22 protein-coding genes are annotated in these 23,517 nt (G+C 74.0%); 5 read left to right on the forward strand and 17 right to left on the reverse strand.

Annotated elements, in window-relative coordinates; all coding sequences use genetic code 11:
• Positions 1-17: 17 nt before the first annotated feature.
• Positions 18-1,169 (reverse strand): acyl-CoA dehydrogenase family protein, encoded by a 1,152-nt coding sequence (locus OH807_RS10865; RefSeq protein WP_406196916.1) that lies wholly within the window; start codon positions 1,167-1,169, stop codon positions 18-20.
• A gap of 152 nt (positions 1,170-1,321) precedes the next feature.
• On the opposite strand from OH807_RS10865, the gene OH807_RS10870 reads away from it, so the two are divergent.
• Positions 1,322-1,756 (forward strand): hypothetical protein, encoded by a 435-nt coding sequence (locus OH807_RS10870; RefSeq protein WP_406196918.1) that lies wholly within the window; start codon positions 1,322-1,324, stop codon positions 1,754-1,756.
• Positions 1,757-1,858: 102 nt separating this feature from the next.
• Here the strand turns inward: OH807_RS10870 and OH807_RS10875 are convergent, their stop codons facing one another.
• From OH807_RS10875 to OH807_RS10895, 5 genes are all read right to left on the reverse strand, one after another.
• Positions 1,859-2,821 (reverse strand): electron transfer flavoprotein subunit alpha/FixB family protein, encoded by a 963-nt coding sequence (locus OH807_RS10875; RefSeq protein WP_406196920.1) that lies wholly within the window; start codon positions 2,819-2,821, stop codon positions 1,859-1,861.
• A gap of 60 nt (positions 2,822-2,881) precedes the next feature.
• Positions 2,882-3,667 (reverse strand): electron transfer flavoprotein subunit beta/FixA family protein, encoded by a 786-nt coding sequence (locus OH807_RS10880; protein WP_406196922.1) that lies wholly within the window; start codon positions 3,665-3,667, stop codon positions 2,882-2,884.
• A gap of 224 nt (positions 3,668-3,891) precedes the next feature.
• Positions 3,892-4,689 carry a family 1 encapsulin nanocompartment shell protein gene (locus OH807_RS10885; RefSeq protein ID WP_406196925.1) on the reverse strand — a complete coding sequence of 266 codons (798 nt, stop codon included), beginning with the start codon at positions 4,687-4,689 and terminating at the stop codon, positions 3,892-3,894.
• Complete coding sequence (locus OH807_RS10890; protein ID WP_406196927.1) at positions 4,686-5,846, reverse strand: Dyp-type peroxidase; 1,161 nt, start codon at positions 5,844-5,846, stop codon at positions 4,686-4,688. Before OH807_RS10890 ends, OH807_RS10885 begins: the two co-directional genes overlap by 4 nt.
• Before the next feature lie 189 nt (positions 5,847-6,035).
• Positions 6,036-7,493, reverse strand: coding sequence for an MFS transporter (locus OH807_RS10895; protein WP_406196929.1), 1,458 nt, complete (start codon positions 7,491-7,493; stop codon positions 6,036-6,038).
• A 112-nt stretch (positions 7,494-7,605) separates the two neighbouring features.
• On the opposite strand from OH807_RS10895, the gene OH807_RS10900 reads away from it, so the two are divergent.
• Positions 7,606-8,025, forward strand: coding sequence for a winged helix-turn-helix transcriptional regulator (locus tag OH807_RS10900; RefSeq protein ID WP_406196931.1), 420 nt, complete (start codon positions 7,606-7,608; stop codon positions 8,023-8,025).
• Positions 8,026-8,092: 67 nt separating this feature from the next.
• Here the strand turns inward: OH807_RS10900 and OH807_RS10905 are convergent, their stop codons facing one another.
• Positions 8,093-8,716, reverse strand: a complete 624-nt coding sequence (locus tag OH807_RS10905; protein ID WP_406196933.1) for an FMN reductase — start codon at positions 8,714-8,716, stop codon at positions 8,093-8,095.
• Positions 8,713-9,837 (reverse strand): LLM class flavin-dependent oxidoreductase, encoded by a 1,125-nt coding sequence (locus OH807_RS10910; RefSeq protein WP_406196935.1) that lies wholly within the window; start codon positions 9,835-9,837, stop codon positions 8,713-8,715. Before OH807_RS10910 ends, OH807_RS10905 begins: the two co-directional genes overlap by 4 nt.
• Before the next feature lie 206 nt (positions 9,838-10,043).
• Here OH807_RS10910 and OH807_RS10915 point away from each other — a divergent pair, with 206 nt between their 5' ends.
• Complete coding sequence (locus OH807_RS10915; protein ID WP_406196938.1) at positions 10,044-10,820, forward strand: PP2C family protein-serine/threonine phosphatase; 777 nt, start codon at positions 10,044-10,046, stop codon at positions 10,818-10,820.
• A gap of 169 nt (positions 10,821-10,989) precedes the next feature.
• Here the strand turns inward: OH807_RS10915 and OH807_RS10920 are convergent, their stop codons facing one another.
• Both OH807_RS10920 and OH807_RS10925 read right to left on the reverse strand, forming a co-directional pair.
• Positions 10,990-13,482, reverse strand: coding sequence for a collagenase (locus tag OH807_RS10920; protein ID WP_406210888.1), 2,493 nt, complete (start codon positions 13,480-13,482; stop codon positions 10,990-10,992).
• A 479-nt stretch (positions 13,483-13,961) separates the two neighbouring features.
• On the reverse strand, positions 13,962-14,537 hold the full coding sequence (locus OH807_RS10925; RefSeq protein ID WP_406196940.1) for a DoxX family membrane protein: 576 nt from the start codon (positions 14,535-14,537) through the stop codon (positions 13,962-13,964).
• A 246-nt stretch (positions 14,538-14,783) separates the two neighbouring features.
• Here OH807_RS10925 and OH807_RS10930 point away from each other — a divergent pair, with 246 nt between their 5' ends.
• Positions 14,784-15,413 carry a TIGR03086 family metal-binding protein gene (locus OH807_RS10930; protein WP_406196943.1) on the forward strand — a complete coding sequence of 210 codons (630 nt, stop codon included), beginning with the start codon at positions 14,784-14,786 and terminating at the stop codon, positions 15,411-15,413.
• Between the two features lie 94 nt (positions 15,414-15,507).
• A complete protein-coding gene (locus tag OH807_RS10935) occupies positions 15,508-15,966 on the forward strand; it encodes a hemerythrin domain-containing protein (protein ID WP_406196945.1) in 459 nt (152 codons plus the stop codon).
• A 61-nt stretch (positions 15,967-16,027) separates the two neighbouring features.
• Here the strand turns inward: OH807_RS10935 and OH807_RS10940 are convergent, their stop codons facing one another.
• The 7 genes from OH807_RS10940 to OH807_RS10970 all read right to left on the reverse strand — a co-directional run bounded on the left by OH807_RS10940 (position 16,028) and on the right by OH807_RS10970 (position 23,387).
• Entirely contained in the window at positions 16,028-16,816 is a 789-nt protein-coding gene (locus OH807_RS10940) for a VOC family protein (RefSeq protein WP_406196948.1), read from the reverse strand.
• Between the two features lie 278 nt (positions 16,817-17,094).
• On the reverse strand, positions 17,095-17,883 hold the full coding sequence (locus tag OH807_RS10945; RefSeq protein ID WP_406196951.1) for a hypothetical protein: 789 nt from the start codon (positions 17,881-17,883) through the stop codon (positions 17,095-17,097).
• Between the two features lie 159 nt (positions 17,884-18,042).
• Positions 18,043-18,864 (reverse strand): class I SAM-dependent methyltransferase, encoded by an 822-nt coding sequence (locus OH807_RS10950; RefSeq protein ID WP_406196953.1) that lies wholly within the window; start codon positions 18,862-18,864, stop codon positions 18,043-18,045.
• A 14-nt stretch (positions 18,865-18,878) separates the two neighbouring features.
• Entirely contained in the window at positions 18,879-19,979 is a 1,101-nt protein-coding gene (locus OH807_RS10955; RefSeq protein ID WP_406196955.1) for a dipeptide epimerase, read from the reverse strand.
• Complete coding sequence (locus OH807_RS10960; RefSeq protein ID WP_406196958.1) at positions 19,976-21,127, reverse strand: PLP-dependent cysteine synthase family protein; 1,152 nt, start codon at positions 21,125-21,127, stop codon at positions 19,976-19,978. The genes OH807_RS10955 and OH807_RS10960 overlap by 4 nt, the downstream gene beginning before the upstream one ends.
• Positions 21,124-21,954 (reverse strand): Rossmann-like domain-containing protein, encoded by an 831-nt coding sequence (locus tag OH807_RS10965; RefSeq protein ID WP_406210891.1) that lies wholly within the window; start codon positions 21,952-21,954, stop codon positions 21,124-21,126. The genes OH807_RS10960 and OH807_RS10965 overlap by 4 nt, the downstream gene beginning before the upstream one ends.
• Positions 21,955-22,052: 98 nt before the next feature.
• On the reverse strand, positions 22,053-23,387 hold the full coding sequence (locus tag OH807_RS10970) for an ATP-grasp domain-containing protein (protein ID WP_406196960.1): 1,335 nt from the start codon (positions 23,385-23,387) through the stop codon (positions 22,053-22,055).
• Between the last annotated feature and the right edge of the window lie 130 nt (positions 23,388-23,517).

Genomic DNA, 23,517 nt, shown 5'->3' on the forward strand with positions numbered 1-23,517 from the left:
CCGTTGCGGGCGTGCCGTTACGGCAGGTTGCGGGCCATCACGATGCGCTGGATCTGGTTGGTGCCCTCGTAGATCTGCGTGATCTTCGCGTCCCGCATCATCCGCTCCACCGGATAGTCCCGCGTGTACCCGTACCCACCCAGCAACTGCACCGCATCCGTCGTGATCTCCATCGCCGCATCCGACGCGTAGCACTTCGCCGCCGCCCCGAAGAACGTCAGATCCCCGTCCCCACGCTGCGACTTCGCCGCCGCCGCATACGTCAGCTGACGCGCCGCCTCCAACTTCATCGCCATGTCCGCCAACATGAACTGCACACCCTGGAAATCACCGATCGGCCTACCGAACTGCTTGCGCTCCCGCACATACCCCTTCGCATAGTCCAACGCCCCCTGCGCGATCCCCAACGCCTGCGCCGCGATCGTCACCCGCGTGTGGTCCAACGTCCGCATCGCCGTCGCGAACCCCGTCCCCTCCGCACCGATCATCCGGTCCGCCGGAATCCGCACATTGTCGAAATACACCTCACGCGTCGGCGACCCCTTGATCCCCAACTTCCGCTCCGGCGCACCGAACGACACCCCCGCATCGCCCTTCTCCACCACGAACGCCGAGATCCCCTTCGACCGCAGCTCCGGATCCGTCACCGCCATCACCGTGTAGAACTCCGACACCCCCGCATTGGTGATCCAGCGCTTCACACCGTTCAGCACCCAGAAATCCCCGTCCCGCACCGCCCGGGTCCGCATCCCCGCCGCGTCCGAACCCGCCTCCGGCTCCGACAGGCAGTACGAGAACATCCCCTCACCCCGCGCCAACGCCCCCAGGTACTTCGCCTTCAACTCCTGCGACCCCGACAACTGCACCGGCAGCGAACCCAGCTTGTTCACCGCCGGGATCAACGACGACGAGGCGCACACCCGCGCCACCTCCTCGATCACGATCACCGTCGCCAGCGCATCCGCCCCCGCACCACCGAACTCCTCCGGCACATGCACCGCATGCAGGTCATTGCCCTGCAACGCGTCCAACGCCTCCTGCGGGAACCGCCCCAGCTCGTCCACCTCCGCCGCGAACGGAGCGATCTTCGCCTCGGACAGCGAACGCACCGCCTCACGGAGCATCCCGTGCTCCTCGGAGATCCGGAAGAGATCGAAGTCCTGGCTCATGATCGGCACTCCTGTGTCGCGACGGCACTCAGTACCCTTCATTATGCATGCGTGCAGCAAAAAGGGAACTCAGTGCCTTCCCAGGGCGGTACTGAGTTCCCTATCCTTTTTCCAGTTGCGGCAGCCAGGTCCGAGCGCAGGGAGATGACACCGTGGTCCACTCAGCCATCGACGCCGACACCGAGGGCATCCCGCTCTACTTCCAGCGCTGCACGTGGTGCAACAACCCGACGTTCCAGCGCCTGCTCTGCCCGACCTGCGGCTCCACCGAGCTGCGCCTGGAGGTCAGCGAGGGCACCGGCGTGGTGCGCCGCTGTGCGGTCGAACAGGCCCGGACGCCGCTGGCCCGCCAGAAGTCACTGATCCGGATGGCCGAGGGCTTCGACGTCTGGTGCATCGTGAACGGCCTGCGCAGCACCGTCCCGGTGGGCACCAGGGTCCGGCTGACGCCCGCACCGGGCTCCGACCAGCCCGAGCTGACGCTGATCCCCCAGGAGGAGGCCGAGCGCGTCCAGCCGGCCGAGCCGCGCCCGCTGCCGCCGGCCCAGGGCGGTTTCACGCAGCACCTGGCGGCGTTCGCGGAGTAGGCCGGCCGGGGGGACGCCGGTACGGCGGAGGGCGTGGCACCGGGTACTCGGTGCCACGCCCTCCGCCGTACCGGCCCGCTCGGGGCGGGCCCGAGCGGGCGATCAGGCCTTGCGGGCCTTCACCTCGGCGGTGAGCTGCGGCAGCACGGCGAAGAGGTCGCCGACGACGCCGTAGTCGACCAGCTCGAAGATCGGGGCCTCCGGGTCCTTGTTGACGGCCACGATGGTCTTCGAGGTCTGCATGCCCGCGCGGTGCTGGATCGCACCGGAGATGCCGTTGGCCACATAGAGCTGCGGGGAGACCTGCTTGCCGGTCTGGCCGACCTGGCTGCTGTGCGGGTACCAACCCGCGTCGACGGCCGCACGCGAGGCACCGACGGCCGCGCCCAGCGCGTCCGCGAGCTCCTCGACCACGCCAAAGCCCTCGGCCGCACCCACACCACGACCACCCGAGACCACGACCGCGGCCTCCGTCAGCTCCGGACGACCACTGGACACCCGCGGCGTCCGCGAGGTCACCGTCGCCGCGTTGCCCGTGAACGCCACCGACACGTTCTCCACCACGCCCGCGGCCGCCACGGCCTCCGGCGCCACCGCGTTCGGCTTCACCGTGATGACCGGCGCACCGTGCGACACCTTCGCCTTCACCTGGAACGACGCCGCGAACACCGACTGCGTCGCGACCGGACCGTCCGCACCCGCCTCCACGTCCACCGCATCGGTGATGATGCCCGAACCGATCCGCAGCGCCACCCGCGCCGCGACCTCCTTGCCCTCACCCGAGGACGTGACCAGCACCGCGGCCGCGTCCACGGCCTTCGCGATCTGCGCCAGCGCGTCCACCTTCGGGACGACCAGCCGGTCCGCGAACTCCGCACCGTCCGCGACGTACACCTTCGCCGCACCGAACTCGGCGACCTTCGCCGCGATACCGGCCGCGGCATCACCCGCACCCAGGACGACGGCCGACGGCTCGCCGATCCGACGGGCCAGGGTCAGCAGCTCCAGGGCCGGCTTGCGCACCACACCGTCGGCGTGGTCCACCAGGACGAGAATCTCAGCCATTGCTCTATGTCTCCGTACTTCGCTGTGGATCGGGGTGGGGGTGGACCGGCCGGGGCCGGCTCAGATGAACTTCTGGTCGGCGAGGAACCCGGCGAGCTGCTTGCCGCCCTCACCCTCGTCCTTCACGACCGTGCCCGCGGTACGCGCCGGACGCGCCGTCACCGACTCCACCGCCGTCCACGACCCGGCCAGACCGACCTCGCCCGCCCCGATCCCCAGATCGTCCAGGTCCAGCGACTCGACCGGCTTCTTCTTCGCCGCCATGATCCCCTTGAACGACGGGTACCGGGCCTCACCCGACTGGTCCGTCACCGACACCACCGCCGGCAGCGACGCCTCCACCAGCTCCGTCGCCGCGTCACCGTCACGACGGCCCTTCACCACACCACCCTCGACCGACACCTCGGACAGCAGCGTCACCTGCGGCACACCCAGCCGCTCCGCCAGCAACGCCGGCAGCACACCCGTCGTCCCGTCCGTCGACGCCATACCACCGATCACCAGATCGAAACCGGTCTTCTCCAGCGCCTTCGCCAGCACCGCCGACGTCGCGATCACGTCCGACCCGTGAATGTCGTCGTCGTTCACGTGCACGGCCTTGTCCGCACCCATCGACAACGCCTTGCGCAGCGCGTCCTTCGCATCGTCCGGACCCACCGTCAGCACCGTCACCTCGGCGTCACCGTGCGCCTCCGCGATCCGCAGCGCCTGCTCCACGCCGTACTCGTCCAGCTCCGACAGGAGGCCGTCCACGCCCTCCCGGTCGGTGGTGTGGTCGTCCGCGAAACGACGGTCACCCGTCGCGTCCGGCACGTGCTTCACACAGACAACGATCCTCAAGCTCATGAGCGGTTCTCCTGTTACGGGTGCACTGGGCCATGGCCTCAGGTTCTGCCGAGGGTACTGAGTGCCAAGTCCGGCCCGGCCGTGACCTGCGCGCAGCAGGCACCACCTGGGCCGGCATGCCGTGTCGGCTCTCCTTGACTGGCGTCAGAGGCTCTCCGGAGAGGATACGGCACTCAGTACCCCTCGTAAAGGAACTCAGTACCCTTCGGCCTCCGGAGGGCGCCTCAGCCGCCGAGGGCGACGGCCGCCTCGCCGGTGCAGACCCGGAAGGTCAGCGACTCCTGGAGGTAGAGCGAGACCGACTCGGCGTCGTGCGCGAGGTAGCCGACCGAGACGTCCTGGCCGAGGACGAGCTCGAAGTCGCCGCCCCGGGTGGAGAGCAGGAAGGCGCCCCGGATCGCCGGGGCCCAGATGATCTCGCCGTCCAGCAGCCGGGCGATGTGCGCGGCGACGGGGTAGCCGTGGTCGCTGGTCTCGCTGACCGCCGTGTAGGGGTCGGCGCCGAGGAGCAGCGAGTACGGGCCGCCGACCCCGGCCAGGCGCAGCGCGGTGAGGGCCTGGCTGACCGTGGTCGGGTAGTCCCGGACGTCCTCCGGCAGCGGGATCGGCGGGTTGGTGGCGCCGGACCGGATGCCCTCGACGGCCGCCGCCCGGTAACCCTCGAAGACCGCGCCGTCCTCGGCGAGGGCGAGGGTGCGGGCGGCGTCCTTGACCGGCTGCCAGTCGGAGTCCCGGGATCCGCGCTCGACGTCGTCCACCGCGGCCCGGGAGACGGTGAAGGGCACCCGGAGTTCGACCAGCGGCCGGGCCTCGCGGGCGTGCGCGAGGACGCCCGCGGCCGGCGGGTCGATCGGGGTCAGGTGACCGGTGCCGACGGCGGCGAGCGCGGTGCCCTCGGGGCCGGTCAGGTCGACCACGCGGCGGCCGGCGACGTGGAGCGTGAAGGTCTGCCGGGCCTCCTCTTCGATCTCCGCCCAGGCGGCGGCGGAGACGGGGGCCAGGTCGCGGTGCAGATTGCTCATCGTGCGGGGGTCCTCTTCAGACTGCCGATGGCGAGCGAGCCATCGGAGGTGACGGGAACGGCGGGCAGGGCGGCGGGCGCGGGCAGCGCGGCGGACGCGGGGGCGGCGGCCGGCGCGGGCGGCGGGTCGTCCAGGAAGTCCGCGGTCGGCACGTAGTACAGGGATCCGGTGACGGCCGTGGAGAAGTCGAGCAGCCGGTCGTGGCGGCCCGGCGGGCGCCCGACGAACATGTTGCGCAGCATCTCCTCCGTCACCTCGGGGGTCGCGGCGTAGCCGATGAAGTAGGTGCCGAACTCACCGTCTCCCCCGAAGGAGCCGAACGGCATGTTGTAGCGCATGATCTGCCGCTCCTCGCCGTCCGGGCCGGTGACGGTGGTGAGGGCGACGTGCGAGTCGGCGGGCTTCGCGTCGTCGTCCAGTTCGACGTCGGCGAGCTTGGTGCGGCCGACCGCCCGCTCCTGCTGCTCCACCGCGAGGGCGTTCCAGGCGTCCAGATCGTGCAGGTACTTCTGCACGACGACGTAGCTGCCGCCGGCGAAGTCCGCGTCCTCCGCGCCGACGGTGACCGCGGCGGTGGCCGCCCGGCCCTCGGGGTTCTCGGTGCCGTCGACGAAGCCCAGCAGGTCGCGGTTGTCGAAGTAGCGGAAGCCCTCCGCGGAGTCCACCACGGTGGCCGCGCCGGCCAGCCGCCGGGTGAGCAGGCCGGCCAGCTCGAAGCAGAGGTCCATCCGGGTGGCCCGGAGGTGGATCAGCAGGTCGCCGGCGGTGGCCGGGGCGCGGTGGCGGGCGCCGGCCACCTCCCGGAAGGGGTGCAGCCCGGCGGGCCTGGGGCCGCCGAAGAGCCGGTCCCAGGCCTCGGAGCCGATCCCGGCGACGCAGACCAGCCCGCCGTCCGGGGCCCGGAAGCCGACCGAGCGGCGCAGCCCGGCGAGGTCGGGCAGCAGGTCGCGGACCGCCTGCTCGCCGCCGGGGTCGATGGTCAGCACCAGGAAGACGGCGGCGCCGGTGAGCGGGGTGAGGACATCCTGCGGCTCCGGCGGCGGTGCCTCCCCCGGCGCGGCGTTCCCGGCCCCGGCGCTCGCGGGCGGCGCGTTCTCGGGCCGGGCGGACTCGGACGGCCGGTCGGGGGCCGGCGGTACGGCTGATGCGGGTGGCATGGCGGGCTCCGGCTCAGGACTCGCGGGAGGGGCGGGCACAACGGATCAGGACAAATCTGATCATGCGTACGATTACACCGCAGACCCGGCGTTCGGGCGCGGCCGACACACGCCCGGACGGCCCCGGGCGGGCGGTGTCCCGCCCGGGGCCGTCCGGGTGGCAGCCGGGTGCCGGCCGGGTGGCTGCGGTCAGACCCGGGCGCGGCGGCCGAGGCCCGACGCCGTCACCAGCGCACCCAGCAGCACCGCCGCCACGGGCACCGCAAGCGCCGCCCGGAAGCCGTCCAGCGGCTCCGCCCCCGCTCCGAGGGCGGCCAGATTCACCGTCGTCACCGCCGAGAGGCCGAGCGCCGCACCGAACTGGAACGCGGTGTTGAGCAGTCCGCCGGCCAGGCCCTGCTCCTCCTCGGCGACCCCCTCGGTGGCCGCGATGGTCAGCGGCCCGTAGGCGAGCGCGAAGGCCAGCCCGGTCAGGATCATGGTCGGGAACATCACCGGGTAGGACCAGTCCGGTCCGACCGGCAGGAACAGCGCGTACGAGACCGCCGCCAGGCAGAAGCCGCCGAGGATCACCCGGGCGTTGCCGAACCGCTCGACGAGCTTCGGCGTGAGGGTGGGCGCCAGGACGGCGTCGACGCCGACCGCGAGCAGCGCCAGACCGGTCTGCAGCGGCGACCAGCCGCGCAGGTCCTGGAGGTAGAGGGTGACGACGAACTGGAAGCCGAAGAAGGATCCGGCGAACAGCATCGCCCCGAGGTTGGCCCGCAGCAGGGGCCCCGAGCGGAGCAGACCGAGCCGGACGAGCGGCGCGGCCGAGCGGCGCTCGATCACGGCGAAGGCGGCCAGCAGCACCAGGCCGGCGGCGGCCACCGCCGCCGTCCCCGCCGCCGAGGCGCCCGGCTCGCCGAGCCGGACCACGGCGTACACCAGCAGCAGCATCGCGCCGGTCGCGGTGACGGCGCCGGCCAGGTCGAAGCGCTCGCCGGACCGCCCGGCCGGGGCCGCGTCGCGGGGGACGAGCCGCAGCGCCGCCAGCAGCAGCCCGCCGGCCAGCAGCACCGGCGCGAAGAACACCCAGCGCCAGCCGACCGCCGTCAGCAGCCCGCCGGCCACCAGGCCGAGCGAGAATCCGGCGGCCGCCGTCCCCGCGTAGACCAGCAGGGCGCGGTTGCGACGGGGGCCCTCGTCGAAGGTGGTGGTGATGACCGCCAGGCCGGCCGGGGTCATGAAGGCGGCGGAGAGGCCGGTGACGAACCGCGCCAGGATCAGCACCCAGCCCTCGCCGGCCAGCCCGCCGAGCCCGGAGAAGAGGACGAAGACGGTGAGCGAGAGCAGGAACACCCGCCGCCGGCCCAGCAGGTCGGCCACCCGGCCGCCGAGCAGCATGAACCCGCCGTAGCCCAGTACGTAGGCGCTGAGCACCCAGCTGAGCGCCCCGGTGGACATGCCCAGGTCGGTGCGGACGGACGGCAGCGCCACGTTCAGCATGGCGACGTCGATGCCCTCCAGGAAGATCGCGCCGCAGAGCACGAGGAGGAGGGCGGCGTCGCGGCCGCGCGGTCGGGGCGGGGTGCCCGGAGCGGCGGACCGGGGGTCGGCGGAGCCGCTCGGGCTCCCGGTTTCGGGCACGGCTGATGACACGGACACGGAGGTCTCCTGCACGGAAGGGAGGCGAGGGGGGCGGAATCCGGTCGGTTCCGATGCGGCCGGTCGGTTCCCTCTTGTAACCACTCGTCATCCTGCGGCAGCATCAGGAACCGTGGAAGAAGGCACTTTGAAGTCACCGACGCACTGCACGGGTACCGAGGACGGGTACGACGTGCTCCAGTGGGACTCCCGGGAGGACTGCGAAGTCCGGCAGATCCTCGACCGGATCGCCGACAAGTGGTCGCTGCTGGTGATCTCCCTGCTCGACCACCGCTCGCTGCGCTTCACCGAGCTGCGGCGGGCGATCGACGGGGTCAGCCAGCGGATGCTGACCGTCACCCTGCGCCAGCTGGAGCGCGACGGGCTCGTCTCGCGCACCGTCCACCCCGTCGTCCCGCCCCGGGTCGACTACGCGCTGACCCCGCTCGGGCGGACGCTGCACGCCACCATCCAGTCGCTCGTGCACTGGACCGAGTCGCACCAGCGGGAGATCGCGGCCGCCCGCGCCGCATACGACGCGCGCGGCGCGTGAGACCTCCGGGCATGCCGCGGGGGCGGACCAGAAGGCCCGCCCCCGCGCTCCCGCCACTCCCCCGCGCTCACACCCGCAGCGCCGCCAGCTGCTCGGCGAACGGCACCACGGCCTGCGCTCGCACCGCGGGCGCCGGGCCGCGGCCGGCCGACAACGCGGCCAGCTCGCCCGCCGCCCGGTCGATCCGGCCCGGCAGGCCGTCGGCGGGTCCGCCCCCCGCCGCGCCCCAGTCGTCGGTGGCCGCGTACACCGCGGTCGGCACGACCACCGCCCGCAGGTAGGCGAAGAGCGGGCGGACGGCGTGCTCCAGGGCGAGCGAGTGCCGCGGGGTACCGCCGGTGGCGGCGATGAGCACCGGCTTGCCGGCCAGCGCGTCGTGGTCGATCACGTCGAAGAACGACTTGAACAGGCCGCTGTACGAGGCGGTGAAGATCGGGGTGACGGCGATCAGGCCGTCCGCCTGCGTCACCGCCTCGATCGCCCCGCGCAGCGCCGGTCCGGGGAAGCCGGCCACGAAGTTGTGCGCGATCTCGGTGGCGAGGTCCCGCAGTTCGATCACCGTGACGTCCACCGGGCCACCCTGTGCCCCGAGTTGACGGACCGTCGATTCGGCGAGCCGGTCGGCCAGCAGCCTGGTCGAGGACGGCTTGCTGAGCCCGGCGCTCACCACCACCAGTCGGTACGTGCTCACTTGGCCACCTCCGTGATCCGCTCCTGCTCCTGCTGCTCCTGCTGGGCGGCGAGCCCGGCCGCGACCCGGGCGGCGTGCGTCGGCCCGTCCGGGACGCCGGCCGGCCGGTCCTTGGCGAACTCCGCCCGGAGCACCGGCACGACCTCCTCGCCGAGCAGGTCCAGCTGCTCCAGCACGGTCTTCAGCGGCAGGCCGGCGTGGTCCATCAGGAACAGCTGGCGCTGGTAGTCGCCGAAGGTCTCGCGGAAGGCGAGCGTCTTCTCGACGACCTCCCGCGGGCTGCCCACGGTGAGCGGGGTCTGCTCGGTGAACTCCTCCAGCGAGGGACCGTGCCCGTACACGGGCGCGTTGTCGAAGTAGGGCCGGAACTCCCGCACCGCGTCCTGCGAGTTCTTCCGCATGAACACCTGCCCGCCGAGGCCGACGTACGCCTGCTCGGGCGTGCCGTGGCCGTAGTGGGCGTAGCGCTCGCGGTAGAGGTCGACCAGCTTCCGGAAGTGCTCCTTGGGCCAGAAGATGTTGTTCGCGAAGAAGCCGTCACCGTAGTAGGCGGCCTGCTCGGCGATCTCCGGGCTGCGGATCGAGCCGTGCCAGACGAACGGCGGGACGCCGTCCAGCGGGCGCGGGGTGGCGGTGAAGGACTGCAACGGGGTGCGGAACCGGCCCTGCCAGTCCACCACGTCCTCGCGCCACAGCTGGTGCAGCAGCGCGTAGTTCTCGACCGCGAGCGGGATGCCCTGGCGGATGTCCTGGCCGAACCACGGGTAGACCGGGCCGGTGTTGCCGCGGCCCATCATGACGTCCACCCGGCCCTCGGCGAGGTGCTGGAGCATCGCGAAGTCCTCGGCGATCTTCACCGGGTCGTTGGTGGTGATCAGCGTGGTGGAGGTGGAGAGGATGATGCGGTCGGTCTGCGCGGCGATGTAGCCGAGCATGGTCGTCGGCGAGGACGGCACGAAGGGCGGGTTGTGGTGCTCGCCGGTCGCGAAAACGTCCAGGCCCACCTCCTCGGCCTTGCGCGCGATGGCCACCATCGCCTTGATCCGCTCGTGCTCGGTCGGGGTGCGGCCGGTCGTGGGGTCGGGGGTGACGTCGCCGACGGTGAAGATTCCGAACTGCATGCTGCTCACCACACTCCAGGTGAATCCCGGGCTCAGGATCCGATCGTCAAAGTTTCAACCACCTTAGCACCGGCCGGTCCGGCGGTATTCCCCGCGGTCGGCCCGGCCCCGCCCACCGTGCTCCCCCGGGCCCGGGCGGCGGCGGTCGGCGACAATGGAGGGACAGGGAAACGGCCGGCCCGGACCTCCGGAAGGGCGGCGAGCCGATGACGGCGTACATCTCGGTGAGCGCGCTGAGTCACGAAGGCCTGGTGCGGGAGCACAACGAGGACAGCCTCGCAGTCGGGCCGTGGACACTCTGCGCGACCGTGACCACCAACCCGCAGACCCTGCTGTTCCCGATCGGCCCGCCCTGCGTGGTCGCGGTGGCGGACGGGCTCGGCGGCCACCCGGCCGGCGAGATCGCGAGCGCGCTCGTCGCCCGGCAGCTGGCGGCCGCCGGGCCGGGGCTGGACGGCGAGGAGGCCGTCCGGGAGGCCCTCCAGACCTGCAACCGGGCCGTCTACGCCGCCGCGGCCGGGGATCCGGGGCTCGCCGCGATGGGCACGACGGTCGCGGGCGTCGTCCTGCTGCCCGAGGCGGCGGTGGTGTTCAACGTCGGCGACAGCCGGGTCTACCGGATCACCGGCGACGGGCTGCGCCGGGTCAGCGTGGACGACAGCCCGCCCCCCGCGCCGGGGCGGCGCACCACCTCGATGGTCACCCAGACGCTCGGCGGCTCGCTCGGCCTGACCTTCGTCGAACCGCACGTGCGCAGCGCCCCGCTGGCGCCCGGCGACCGGTACCTGGTGTGCAGCGACGGCCTGACCGACCCGGTGCCGGACGAGGAGCTGGCCGGGGTGCTGGCGCGCGTCCGCGAGGACGCCGACCTGGACGACGCGGACCGCGCCGACGGGCGGGCGGCGTTCGACCTCTGGAAGGCGGCGATCGAGGCCGGCGGGCCGGACAACATCACGCTGGCCCTGGTGCGGATCGGCGCGTAGCGCGGGCCGGGAACGCACGGCACCCCGGCGGGGCGCGGTGCGCTCCGCCGGGGTGCCCGGTCGTGGCCGGGTACGCGGCCGGGATCAGTGCTCGGCCTCGATCAGCCCTCGGGCTCGATCAGTACTCCGGCTCGATCAGCCCTCGGGCTCGATCACTGCTCGGCTTCGATCAGTACTCCGCCTTGATGTCCACCCCGCTGAAGCCCGCCTGGGCGTAGAGGCTGAAGTAGACGTAGCCCGCGGGCGGGTTGGTGACGGTCAGGGTCTCGGTGTTGTTGCTCTGGTTGGTCGAGCGGGCGGTGTAGGCGTTGGTGTACGCCCAGCTGCTCGCGTTGTAGTAGAGGTCCGCGTTGCCGGTGCCGCCGGTGCTGCTCACCTTCAGCTGCTTCGTCCCGGCCGGGACGTACAGGTAGAAGTGGGCGTAGTTGCCGGTGGTCGCCGCCACGTTGCTGCGGCGGCAGTTCCGGTCGAGCACCCGGGTGTCGGCGGCGGAGCACTCCGGCAGCCGCGCCACGGTGACGTTCTGCCGGGTGCTCGCGGTGGCGCCCTTGTCGTCGGTCACGGTGAGGGTGACGGTGTAGGTGCCGGCCGCGGAGTACCACTTGGTCGGGTTGGCGGCGGTCGAGGTGGTGCCGTCGCCGAAGTCCCAGGCACGGGCGGCGATGGTGCCGTCCGGGTCGGTCGAACGGTCGACGAAGGTGACGCCCAGCTCGCCGACGGCGGTGGTGAAGGCGGCCGTGGGGGCCCGGTTGCCGGGCGGGTTGGTGCCGGTGCCGCAGGAGCCGTTGGCGCAGGCCGTCAGCCAGGTGTCGAAGTCGGCGTCGTAGCGGGTGCCGATGGTGGAGGTCAGGTAGCTGCGCGCACCGTTCCAGTCCCCGGCACGATACTTGGCGAGCACCGCGTCCATGTCCGCCCGGTGCTGCTCCAGCATGTAGCGGACGGCCAGGTACCCCCAGCGGTAGACCCGCTCGGTGTCGGAGTTGTTGTAGGTGGTGTCGAACAGGGTGCTCAGGCGGTAGGTGTGCAGGCGCGCCGCGTCCATCGCCGCGTCGTACGTCACCTTGCGGTACGAGTAGGAGACGTACTCGGCGAAGCCCTCGACCCACCAGACGGTGGGCGTCGTCATGCCGGCGTTGAAGTCGCCGTACATGTCGAACCGGCCGTCGAGGTAGTGGGTGTACTCGTGGTTGAGGTTCCAGACCTGGAAGTCCGGGCGCACCCACTCGGCCTCGTAGGCGAGGAAGCGCGGCTGGTTGCCGGCGGTGGCCGGGTTGCCCTCCAGGTACATGCCGCCGTTGTTGGTGTTGATGCCGTAGATCATCGCGGCGAACACCCCGTAGTCGAAGCTGGAGTGGAAGACCACGACCTCGATGGTGGTGTTCCGGTCGTTGGCGACCGGGCCCGAGTCCTTGACCACGGAGTGGAAGAACGCGTCCTGCCCGGTCAGGCTGGTGCAGGCGGTGGCGAGCTGGGTCTGGTCCAGCGCCTGGGCGAGGATCCGGATGCTCGGGCTGCAGGTGTAGTTCACCGGCAGGTTGGCCGTCTTGAGGCGGTTGGCGGCGTCGCACGTCCCGTAGTACGAGCAGTTCCCCGCGTCGTAGGAGTCGACCATCTCGGCGACGGCGGACCACTGGTACGCCGTCCGGCCGGACGGCGAGGACTGGTCGGCCAGGCCCTTGAGCAGCGGGCGGGTCTTGGCCTGCAGCGGGGCGTACTGGACGAAGCGGCCCAGCTCACGGGCGGCGTTGTAGACCAGGAAGGTGTAGTCGCCGCCGAGTTGGGCGCTGTTGGCGGCGGCGAAGGAGTACAGCGAGTCCAGCACGCTCGGGTCGGCCTGCACCGCGGTGACGAACGCCGGGAGCTGGTGGCCGCGCCAGAGCACGGTGAAGACGCCGTTGAGCGCGTTGCCCATCCCGGCCGGGTTGTGGGTGGCGGCGTTGTAGTCGGCCAGCATGCGCTTGACCACGTACAGGTAGCGGGCGTTCTCCTGCGCGCTGTCGATCAGGGTGACGGCCTCGCCGAGGGTGGCGGCGTTGTCCGACGTGACGTCACGGGAGTGCGAGTTGGCGAAGAAGGCGTCCAGCGCTCCGCGGATCGAGGTCTGCAGGGCGGTGCCGTACGTGCCCACGTCGGTGGCGTGGTACCACTGCACGAAGTAGCCGGCCCGCAGGTAGAGCACCAACTGGCCGATCGAGGCGGTGTTGTTGCCCGGGTAGTTGACGGCGGAGGCGCGCAGGGCGTCGGCCACCGTGACCATCTGGGCCTCACGGAACGCCCCGGCGGCGTCGGTGCCGGTGAGGCTGAAGAGCCCGTTGATGCACCCGAGGTCGACCGAGGTGATCTGGGTGACGAGTGCGCTGCCGCTGCGCCCGGTGAAGTCACCGACCGTGCAGGTGGCGGCGGTTGCGGCCGCGGCCGACTGCCCGGCCGGCTTGGCGGCCTTCGCCGAACCGGCGGCCGGCACGTCGGCGGTGGGCGCGGTGGCCGAGAGCGGGGCGCGGTCGCGAGCGGGCACCGGCCGGTTCTTGCCGTGCTGATCCACGGCGGCGCCGGCGCCGGGCTGCGGGCCCGGGTCGGTGGGCGCGGTGGAGGCTGCGCCGTCGGACGGCGGCGAGGCCGGAACGGGTGCGGCCTGGCTGCGCGGGGCGAACAGGCCGACCATCAGGAGCAGGGCCAGCGTGATCGTCAACAGTCGTGCTATGTGCGGTAGTTGAGACAGAGGGCGAGCGGTTCTCACGTGGGGGCCTCCGGCCATCGGCGGCCGCGTTGGGGGTGCGGCCGCATGGGGGTGAGGACCGTTGCGACGGCGCCGCACAGCGGTTCCGTCGAGCACACGGTGGGGAGTGTGACATGTACAATGGCATACATCACATGACGGGGGAACCCTCGCGACGGCACCATTTCCGGCACTCCCCACTCCGCCGCCGGAGCCCGGCCGACTCCCAACTCGCCCCAGGGCGCACGACGGTGGGCACCACTCCCGGCACCACCGGGCCGGACACGGACGAAAGGGCCGCCGGTCGACGACCGGCGGCCCTTCACGCATCGGCGGGCCCGGGGCCCGCGAGTCCGGCCGGCCCCTCGAACGGGCGGGCCCGGACCCGGCGCGGCGGCTTCACCGCAACGCCGGCACCGGCAGGCTCACTTGCGCAGCAGCAGGATGACGCCCGCGGTCACCAGGCCGACCAGGACGGCCGCCGCTCCGTACGCGAGCCGGTGGGCCCGGAGCACCGGCAGGAACCGGTCCACGGCGTACCGGCCCGGCCCGGTCAGGGCGAGCGCGGCAGCACCGGCGGTGAGCAGCAGCTCGTACTCACTGCCCTTGGGCGCGAAGAAACCGCCGCCCCAGGTGACGGCGAGCGCGTTGACCATGGTGCCGAGGATCGCCACGGCGGCCAGCGGGGTCAGCAGGCCGGCCGCGAGGGCCAGGCCACCGAAGGTCTCGGTGAGACCGGCCACCACGGCCATGGCGTCGCCGGCCGGGTAGCCGCTCATGGTGAAGAACTGACCCGTGCCGTCGAGCCCGCCACCGCCGAACCAGCCGAAGAGCTTCTGACTGCCGTGCGCGGCCATGGTCAGGCCGAGGGCGAGGCGCAGCAGGAGCAGGCCGGCGTCGTAGGCGTGCGGTGAGGTCGTCGCGGAGGGCCCGGGGGTGGGCCGGCCCCGCTCGGCGGCGGTGCTGGTGGGGGCGGTCGTGCTCGGGCTGGTGCTCGGCATGCGCGTCTCCATCATTCGGGGTCGGTCGGACGTACGGGGGGGGGGGGTGATTGCACCCGGTTGTTCAGATTTGAACCTGGCGCTCTTCGACCGTACCCGGAAGTTCGAATTTGAACAACTGACGGAGTGTCGGCGGGCCCGGAGCCGCGCCGGGCCTCTCCCGGACAGGACGTGGCGGGCCGGTCGCAGCGAGGGGGGCACGGCCCGCGGGTCGCGGGCCGGTGGGGCCGGGGGCAGGGTGGAGGTATGGCTCATCGCAGCGAACACCGGCGGGCCGCGGAGACCGGCACGCCCTACGCCGAGGCGCTGGCCGCCTTCGGCGAGCGGGTGCGACTGGTCGCGCCCGGGCAGTGGGACGCACCGACACCGTGCACCGACTGGTCGGTCCGCGACCTGGTCAACCACCTCACCTCCGAGCAGCTCTGGGCGCCCGAACTGCTGATGGGGTCGACCGTCTCCGAGGTCGGCGGCCGCTTCGACGGCGACGTGCTCGGCACCGACCCGGTGGCCGCCTGGACGGCCGCCGCCGAGGCCGCCCGGACGGCGTTCGAGGTGCCCGGCGCGGCCGGGCTGACCGTCCACCTCTCGTTCGGCGACGTCTCCGGGCAGTACTACCTGGACCAGCTGACCACCGACGCCGTCGTGCACACCTGGGACCTCGCCGAGGGCATCGGCCACCGCGCCCGGCTGCCGGAGGCCCTCGTCCGCTTCGCACTCGGCGAGATCGCCGGGTACGGGGACCTCTCGGGCAGCGGCCTGTTCGACCCGCCGCTGCCGGTGGCGGACGACGCGGAGCCGCAGGCCCGGCTGCTCGCCCTCACCGGTCGCCGGGAGCCCTCCCCGAGCACTCCGGAGGCGCCCGGAAAACCACGCTGACCTGCGAAGACAACCCCTCGACCGCCGTCATGCGCACCCGACGCCGGATACTGGAGGTGTCGGGGGGCCGTACCGGACGAGAGGCGGACCCGCCATGAGCCGTAGGCCGGACATCCTCGGGGAGTTCACCGCCGACCACCGGGCGGTGACGGAGCTGCTCGACCGGATCGACGCCGCCCCGGACGGCGCACCCGGGCGGGGCGAGCTCCTCGGACAGCTGACCGACCTGCTGTTCAGCCACTGCGCCGCCGAGGAGGAACACCTCTTCCCGCTCGTCCAGCACGACGTGCCGGACGGCGGTGCGCTGGTGTTCGCGAGCATTCACGACCACCTGGCGATCGGCCAGTACCTCGCCGACCTCCAGGGCGTCGGCGACGCCTCACCGGCCTTCGACACGCTCTACCGGGGGCTGGCCGAGCGCGTCCGGCGGCATCTGGAGACGGAGGAGAAGCTGGTCTTCCCGGCGGCGCGCAAGGCCCTGCCCGCCGGTGCCCGCGCCGCACTCGGCGACCGGCTGCGGGCCGACCGCGCGACGACCGCGGAGCCCCCCTGACGGGCAGGGCGCCCGGCCGCGCGTTGCGACGGTCACGGAGCCGCCCCGGGGAGGGCGCTGCTCAGTTCTTCGGGCTGATCACCGCGAAGCGACCGCCCTCCGGATCCTGGAGCCGGGCCACCCGTCCGTAGGGCGAGTCGAAGGCCGGGCCGAGCGCCGCACCGCCCAGTGCCTCGGCCCGGGCCAGCGCCGCGTCGGTGTCCGGCACCGAGAACGACACCTCCCAGTGCGGGGGCAGCCCCGTCGGGCCGCCCGCCTGCTCCCGGGCGAGGGCGGCCACGCTGTGCCCCTCGGCCCGCAGCACCACGCGGTCGTGCTCCCAGCGCACCTCGAACCGCTCCGGATCGCGGCCGTCCCAGCGGAACACCTCGCCGTAGAAGAGCGCCGCCGCGAACGGATCCGGCGTGCGGAGCTCGATCCAGACCGGCGCACCCGGCAGGTCCAGCCGCCGGGCCCGGCCCAACGGGCCCTCCCAGATGCCGAACACCGCCCCCACCGGATCGGCCGCGAACGCCACCCGGCCGGCGTCGAAGGCCAGCGGGCCGACCGCCAGCGTCGCGCCGCGCTCGCGCACCGCGTCGGCCGCGGCATCGGCGCTCTCCGTGCCGAAGTACGCCGTCCAGGACACCGGGATCGCCAAGCCACCGCTCGCGACGCCCAGCCCGGCCACCGCCTCGCCGCCCGCCACCGCGTGCACGTACGGGCCGAAGCGGTCCGGCCCGGGCTCGAACTCCCAGCCCAGCAGCGGACCGTAGAAGGCCTTGGCCACATCGAGATCGCGCGCCATCAGGCTCACCCAGCACGGAACGGCCGCCACGCAGCGCACCCTGGCCGTCTCACCGCTGACCATCGCGCACCTCCTCGCCCCCGGCCGCCGGGCCCCTCCCGACTCCCACGGCCGACCGGCCGCCCGGGCGGGTTCAGCCTAGGCCCTGTCCGGTCGATCCCGTCGGATCAGCGCGCGGCGTCCGGCGCCGGGCCGGGCGGGCGCCCGGATCGCCTTGGTACCGGAGGGACTTGGGCGGCCGGGACCCGCGAACGGGTGCGCTGCCCGGGCGCGGCGGACCGGCGGGCGGGCTCGCCGGCCGTGTGCGGCCGCGGCGCCCGGGCGGAGTCGCGGCGTCGACCTCAGAGCTGCGGCGTCGGCCCGAACCCGCCGTGCCCGGCGCCGGCCACCGTGAGGGCGAGCCAGCCGTGGCCGCGGACCGGAGTCCCGGCGGAGACCGCCCCGGGGTCCAGCGAGAGACGGGAGGCCGCCGCGCCGATGCTCTGCACCTCGGAGGTGTTGGGCTCGGCGTAGGCGTCCTCGTAGTCCTCCGGCTCCGCGAAGTCGGCTGCCGTGAGCACCTCCTCCCACGGCAGCGGCTCGCCCGTCCATTCGGGCTCGCCGTAGCGCCAGTAGCCGCGGACCAGGGCGCCGTGCTCGGCGACGGCCCAGATCACCGAGTCGGCGTGCGGATCCTGGAAGTACACCTGGGCCGAACCGCAGGCCGCACTGAGCCGCTCGACCACCTCGTGCGGCCACCAGGTCGTCTCCCGCAGCGGGCTCTCGGCGTAGATCAGGCGCCAGCCGGCGTACTCGGGCGTCACGAAGACCCGGTGCACCTCCTCCGGGGTGTGCTTCTCGTCCTCCTCCTGGGCGGCCAGCCCGTAGCGCACGGTGACGGGTATCCGGTCGTGCAGGCCGAGCACCTCGAAGGCCGCCTCGTACGTGGCGCCGGGCACGGCCAGCCACCAGTGGTCGGGCAGCGGCCCGGGCCGCTCGGCGGCGAACGCCAGGCGGGCGGCCTCCGCCAGGGCCGCCCGGTCCGGGCCGTCGGCTGCGGTGTCGGCGGGGGCGGGGGCGGGCTCGGCGAGCAGGACGTCCACCAGGGTGGCGAGGGCCTCGGGATCGGGCTGGTCGGTCACGGTGGTCATGAGCACGACCCTAGAGCACCCCTCCGACGGCCGGGGCCGGCGCGGCGGCCCGACCGGGTGCCGCCCGTCCGGACGGGACCGGTCCCAGGGGGACGCCGGTCACCGTGACGGCGGCGTCGGCGGGGGCGGGGGGCGTCGGGCGAGGGGCTGGTCATGACGTCAACTCCGCCTGCGGGCCGCGGCGTCCAGCCGGGCGACCAGGTGGATCCGGTCGTCGTCGGCGGTGTCGGCGGGCCGGTCGCCCTCGCTCCAGGGCGGTTCGGTGCGCGGGCCCGGCCGGTCGTACAGGGCGAGCACGGTGAAGCCGTTGGCCGCGAGCAGGTGGCGCAGCTCCTGCGGGAAGAGCAGCCGCCAGGCGGAGTGCTGCTCGACGGCCGGGGCGCCGTCGTCGCCGGTCCAGATCCTGGTGCGGCGCAGCAGTTGGGCCGCATGGTCGATCCGCAGCGTGGTGTGCGAGGTGAAGGTGGTGCCGCCCCGCGCGACGGTGTCGGTACGCGGGGCGTCGAGGAGTTCGGTGCGGCCGAGGAAGAAGGCGCCGTTGCGCATCTCGGCGACGAGCAGCCCGCCGGGGCGCAGGTGGCGCCGGAGCCGCCCGAGCACGGCGTCCAGGTCGTCGTTGGTGTGGCAGTGGAGCAGCGCGCTGTCCAGGCAGAGCGCGGCGTCGAACCGGCCGGCCAGCCGGAAGTCCCGCATGTCGCCGACGTGGTACGCGGGCCCGGGGTGGCGGGCCCGGGCGTGCGCGATCATCGCCTCCGAGCTGTCGAGGCCGGTGACGGTGCGTCCGGCGGCGCGGTGCAGCCACCCGGCGTCCCGGCCCGTCCCGCAGCCGAGGTCGAGCAGGTCGGGCCCGGCGGCGTACGCGCGCAGGACCGACTCGGCCCACCGGGCGGCGGTGAACCCCGGATCGGGGAAGCGGAGTTCGTACAGCTCGGGGGTGTCGGTCAGCAGGTTGCCGGTGCTGCTGGGGCGGCAGCCGTTCATCGGGCCCGGCCCGTTCATCGGGCCTCGCCGGGGAGCGGGAGCGGGCCGGCAGGGGCCGGGGCGGGCACCGCGGCGGCGGCGACCGGGAGCACGCCGAGGCCGGCCCGGTCGGCGGTGCGGACGGTGCCGTCGGCGCCGCCGATGCCCTGCCACGGGTCGTGGGCGAGCAGCAGGTGGCCGTCCAGATCGACCCAGCGGGCCAGGTCGGCGAGGTGGACGGCGGGGGCGATGCCGAGCGAGCTGGCGGCCAGGCAGCCGAGCATCAACTCGGTGCCGCTGCCCTGCAGCGCCGCCCGGATCCTCAGCACCTGGTGGACGCCGCCGCACTGGGCGAGCTTGAGGTTGACGCCGTGCACCTGCCCGGCGAGCCGGCAGGCGTCCTCGTAGCCGACGGCGTCCTCGTCCGCGATCACCGGGACCGGGGAGCGTTCGGCGACGGCGGCGAGGTCGGCGGGGCGGCCCGGCGCGATCGGCTGCTCCACGGCCCCGATCCCGGCCGCGGCGAACGCCGGCAGCAGCCGGAGCGCCTGCTCCGGCGTCCAGGCGCCGTTGGGGTCGAGCATCAGCCGGGCGCCGGGCGCGCTCTCCCGGACGGCCCGGACCCGGGCGAGGTCCTCGGCGGGGTCGGCCGCCCCGGCCTTGAGTTTGAGCACGGCGAAGCCGGCGGCGGCGAGCCGGGCGGCCTGCGCGGCGGCGCGGGCGGGCGGCTCGATGCCGATGGTGCGGGCGGTGGCGGCGGCCACCGGGGCCGGCCGGCCGAGGAGCCGGTGGACGGGCCGGCCGGCCCGCTTGCCGGCCAGGTCGAGCAGGGCGGCCTCGACGGCGGCCAGCACACTGGCCGGCAGCGCCTCGAACGGGGCTGCCCCGAGCCGGAGTTCGGTCAGTGCGGTCTCCGGGTCCGGGTGGCGTTCCAGGCCGGGCCGCAGTCCGTCGAGGGTGCGCCGGATCAGCTCGGCGGGCAGCCGCAGGTAGCCGCTGCTGACGGCCTCGCCGTGACCGGTCAGCCCGTCGTGCCGCAGGGCGAGCTGGACGGCGTCCCGTTCGTGGGTGACCGAGCGGGAGATCCGTAGGGGCTCGGCGAACCGGAGTCGGACGGTGCGGACGTCGAGCCTCATCGGTCCCCCTCGGGACGGCCGGCCCGCCGGGCGGCGCGGTGGGTCGCGGCGCTGCCGACAGCGTGATCGGGCCTGTCGGTGCGGTCGGTGCGGTCGGTGCGGTCGGTGCGGCAGCGGGCCCACCCGGTGACTTCGACCGCGGCCGGGTGCGGGATCTCGACCGGCCGCGCCGCGGCGTGCTCGGGCCCGAGCCGGTGGCGGTCGCAGAACGCGTCGTCGTACACGGTGCCCAGGTAGCGGTGCGGGCCGTCGGGGAAGACGGTGGCGACGGCCGCGCCCGGCTGGGCGCGGGCGGCCCAGGCGGACACCAGGGCGACCGCGCCGGTGCTCCAGCCGCCGCTGACGAAGGCCCCGCGGGCCAGGCGGCGGCAGGCGTCCACCGCCTCGGCCGGGCCGACCCAGTGGATCTCGTCGAAGGCCTGGTGGGCGACGTTGCGCGGGTGGATGGAGCTGCCGAGGCCGCGCATCAGCCGGGGGCGGGCCGGCTGGCCGAAGATGGTGGAGCCGACCGAGTCGACACCGATGACCCGCAGCCCCGGCCAGCGCCGCCGCAGCGGCCCGGCCAGCCCGGCGCTGTGGCCGCCGGTGCCGACGCTGCACACCAGTACGTCCAGGTGGTCGAGTTCGGCGGTCAGCTCGTCCGCCAGGGACCGGTAACCGGCCGCGTTGTCGGGGTTGTTGTACTGGTCCGGCCAGTAGGCGTCGGGCAGTTCGGCGAGCACCGCGCGCAGTCGGGCGAGCCGGGCGGCCTGCCAGCCGCCGTGCCGGGCCGGCCGGTCGGCCAGCTCCAGGCGCGCACCGTAGGCGTGCAGCAACTGCCGCACGGACGGTTCGAGTTCGGCGTCGCCGACCAGCACGACCGGGTGGCCCAGCGCCTGCCCGGCGAAGGCCAGCCCGATGCCCAGGGTGCCCGAGGTGGACTCCACCACCGTGGCGCCGGGCCGCAGTTCGCCGCGGGCGTGGGCGCCGCGCAGCATGGCGACTGCGGAGCGGGCCTTCATGCCGCCGGCCGCGAGCCCCTCCAGCTTGGCCCAGAAGCCGGGTTGCGGGTGCGGCAGCGGGGTGCTGATCCGGGCCAGCGGGGTGCGGCCGAGCAGGGGCAGCAGGTCGGGGTTGCCGACGGCGGCCGGGGCGAGCAGTGTCGTCACCGCGCGCCACCGCCCGCCGGGCCGCCGTAGAGGTGGAGCACGCCGGGGCCGCCGTCCAGCCAGAAGAAGGGGTAGGGCTCGGCACTGACGCCGCTCACCCCGTGGCCGAGCAGCCGGGGCAGCACGGCACTGCCGGTCTGCGCGAAGAGCACCAGCGGCTTTCCGGTGGCCCGGGCGTGCGCGAGCAGCGGGTCGAGGGTGCCGTTGCCGAGCGTCATGCCGGAGGCGAGGACGGCGTCGCAGTCGGGCAGCCCGGCGAGGGCGTCGAGCGCCACCGGCTCGCCCCATTCGGTGGTGCCGCCCTTGAGGTCGCAGGGCAGGTAGCCGACGCCGTGCGAACGCAGCTCCTCCAGCAGCGAGTTGACCACGCCGACGACCAGCACCCGGCGCACCCGGCCGAGCGGGAGCAGCCCGGCCACGGCGCGGGCCCGGGCCCGGGACTTCTCCAGCGAGCCGCCGGCCGGGACGGCGACCGGGCGGGCGCCGTGGGCCGGGGTGTGCGGGCGGCAGTGCATCAGGTAGGCGTCGAGAGCGGCGACCCGGACGGGGACGAGCGGGTGGTCGAGCAGCTCGGCGACGGTGCCGCCGACGCAGTCGGTGAGGGTGTCGGCGGGCAGGCCCCCGGGCTCGACGGCGCAGGAGCCGACGGCGGCGCCGAGCCGCAGGCTGAGCACCTCGTTGCGGTAGCCGCGGGCCCGGCCGGGGTGGCGGACGGCCTGGGCGGTGGTGAAGGCGAGGGTGATCCGCTGCCCGGCCGGGTCGGGCCCGTAGGCGCCGGCGCGGGCCCGCCCGGCGATCAGCTCCAGCGCCGCGCCGGGGGCCTCCACCGGGGCGGGGGTGCCGACCGGAGCGGGGGCGACGCCGCGGACGGCGGCGGTGGCGGTGGCAGTGGCGGTGGCGGTGGCAGTCGCGGTAACGGTGGCGGTCACGTGCGGACCGCCCCGGCGTCGGCGCCCGCCGGGCCGGTCGCTGCGGAGGCCACGGAGACCGAGGAGGCCGTGGAGACCGCGTACCGGGGTGCCAGCCCGGCGAGCAGCCGCTCGGCCTCGCGGCGGGCCCCGGCCCCGGCGGCGTCGGCGGTCATCACATGCCCGAGGTACTCGTTGTTGCTGGTGGCGGGGCGGACGGCCCAGCCGGCCTCGGCCAGGCCGAGTTCGACCACGGCCGGGTCCCGCCGGACGGCCGCCTCGCCGTCGAAGCCGTCGAGCAGGCCTTCCTGCTCCTCCCCCGGGACGAGGAAGGCGATGGCCGCACTGCTCACCCCGGTCGGGTGGGCCGTGAGATCGGGCCGGCGGCCGAGGGCGACGTCCACACAGGCGGCCGCGAGGTCGATCCCGGTGACCCGCCGGACGAGTTCGGTGATCCGGTTGCCGGCCGGCCGCGGATTGACCTCCACCACCCGGGGCCCGGCCGGGGTCAGCTTGATCTCGGTGTGCGCCACGACCTGGTCCAGCCCGAGCGCGGCCAGCGCGGCGACGGCCGTCCCGGCGGCGGCGGCCGCGTCGGCGGGGCCGAGCGCGGCGGGGAACATGTGGCCGGTCTCGATGAACGCGGGCGCACCGCCGACGCTCTTGTCGGTGATCCCGACGACGTGCGCGACGCCGCCGGCGGAGACGGTCTCGACGCTCACCTCGGGCCCGGTGAGCAGCTCCTCCAGCAGGACGACGGGAGCCCGGCGCTGGCCTCGCGCATTGACCGGGAAGGCCTCCAGCGCCCGTAGCGCGGCGTCGAGACCGTCCTCGTCGGCGACGGCGCGGACGAACATTCCGGCGCAGAGGTCGACCGGCTTGACCACCAGCGGGTAGCCGATCGTCCGCGCGGCGGCGCGGGCCTGCTCGCGGTCGGCGCAGAGTGCGTGGGCGGGCCCGGGGACGCCGGCCCCGGCGAGCGCGCGACGGGTGAGGTCCTTGCGGCAGGCGGCTTCGACGGCCTCCGGGGCCGGGCCGGGCAGGCCCAGCCGGTGGGCGACCCGGGCGACCAGGGGCAGGTAGTAGTCGCAGGAGGAGAGCACGCCGTCGAAGCCCAGCAGCCGGTGCGCGCGCTCGGCGTACGGCAGGAGGACCGCCGGGTCGTTGGTGTCGGCGGTGAGGACGTTCTCCGCGGCGAGCAGCGGGTGCGGGCCGTCGGCGGGGGCGGACCGCAGGTAGTGGTGCAGGTCGCGGGTGAGGAACGTGAAGCGGTGGCCGCCCTCCCCCAGTGCCCGCGGCAGCAGCCTGCTCATGGAGCCGACCCAGCTCTCGATCACCAGCAGATGCGCCACGGGTCTCCCTCTCGACGACAAGGACGGCGGACCGGACCGGCCCGCCGAGGGAGAACGTAACGGTATTCGTTTTCATTTTCAACGCGCCGTGACGGTCTGCCTGCCGAAGCGTCAGATGAAACTGATTTTC

This window comes from Kitasatospora sp. NBC_01560 (genome assembly GCF_045208415.1).
GTDB lineage: Bacteria > Actinomycetota > Actinomycetes > Streptomycetales > Streptomycetaceae > Kitasatospora.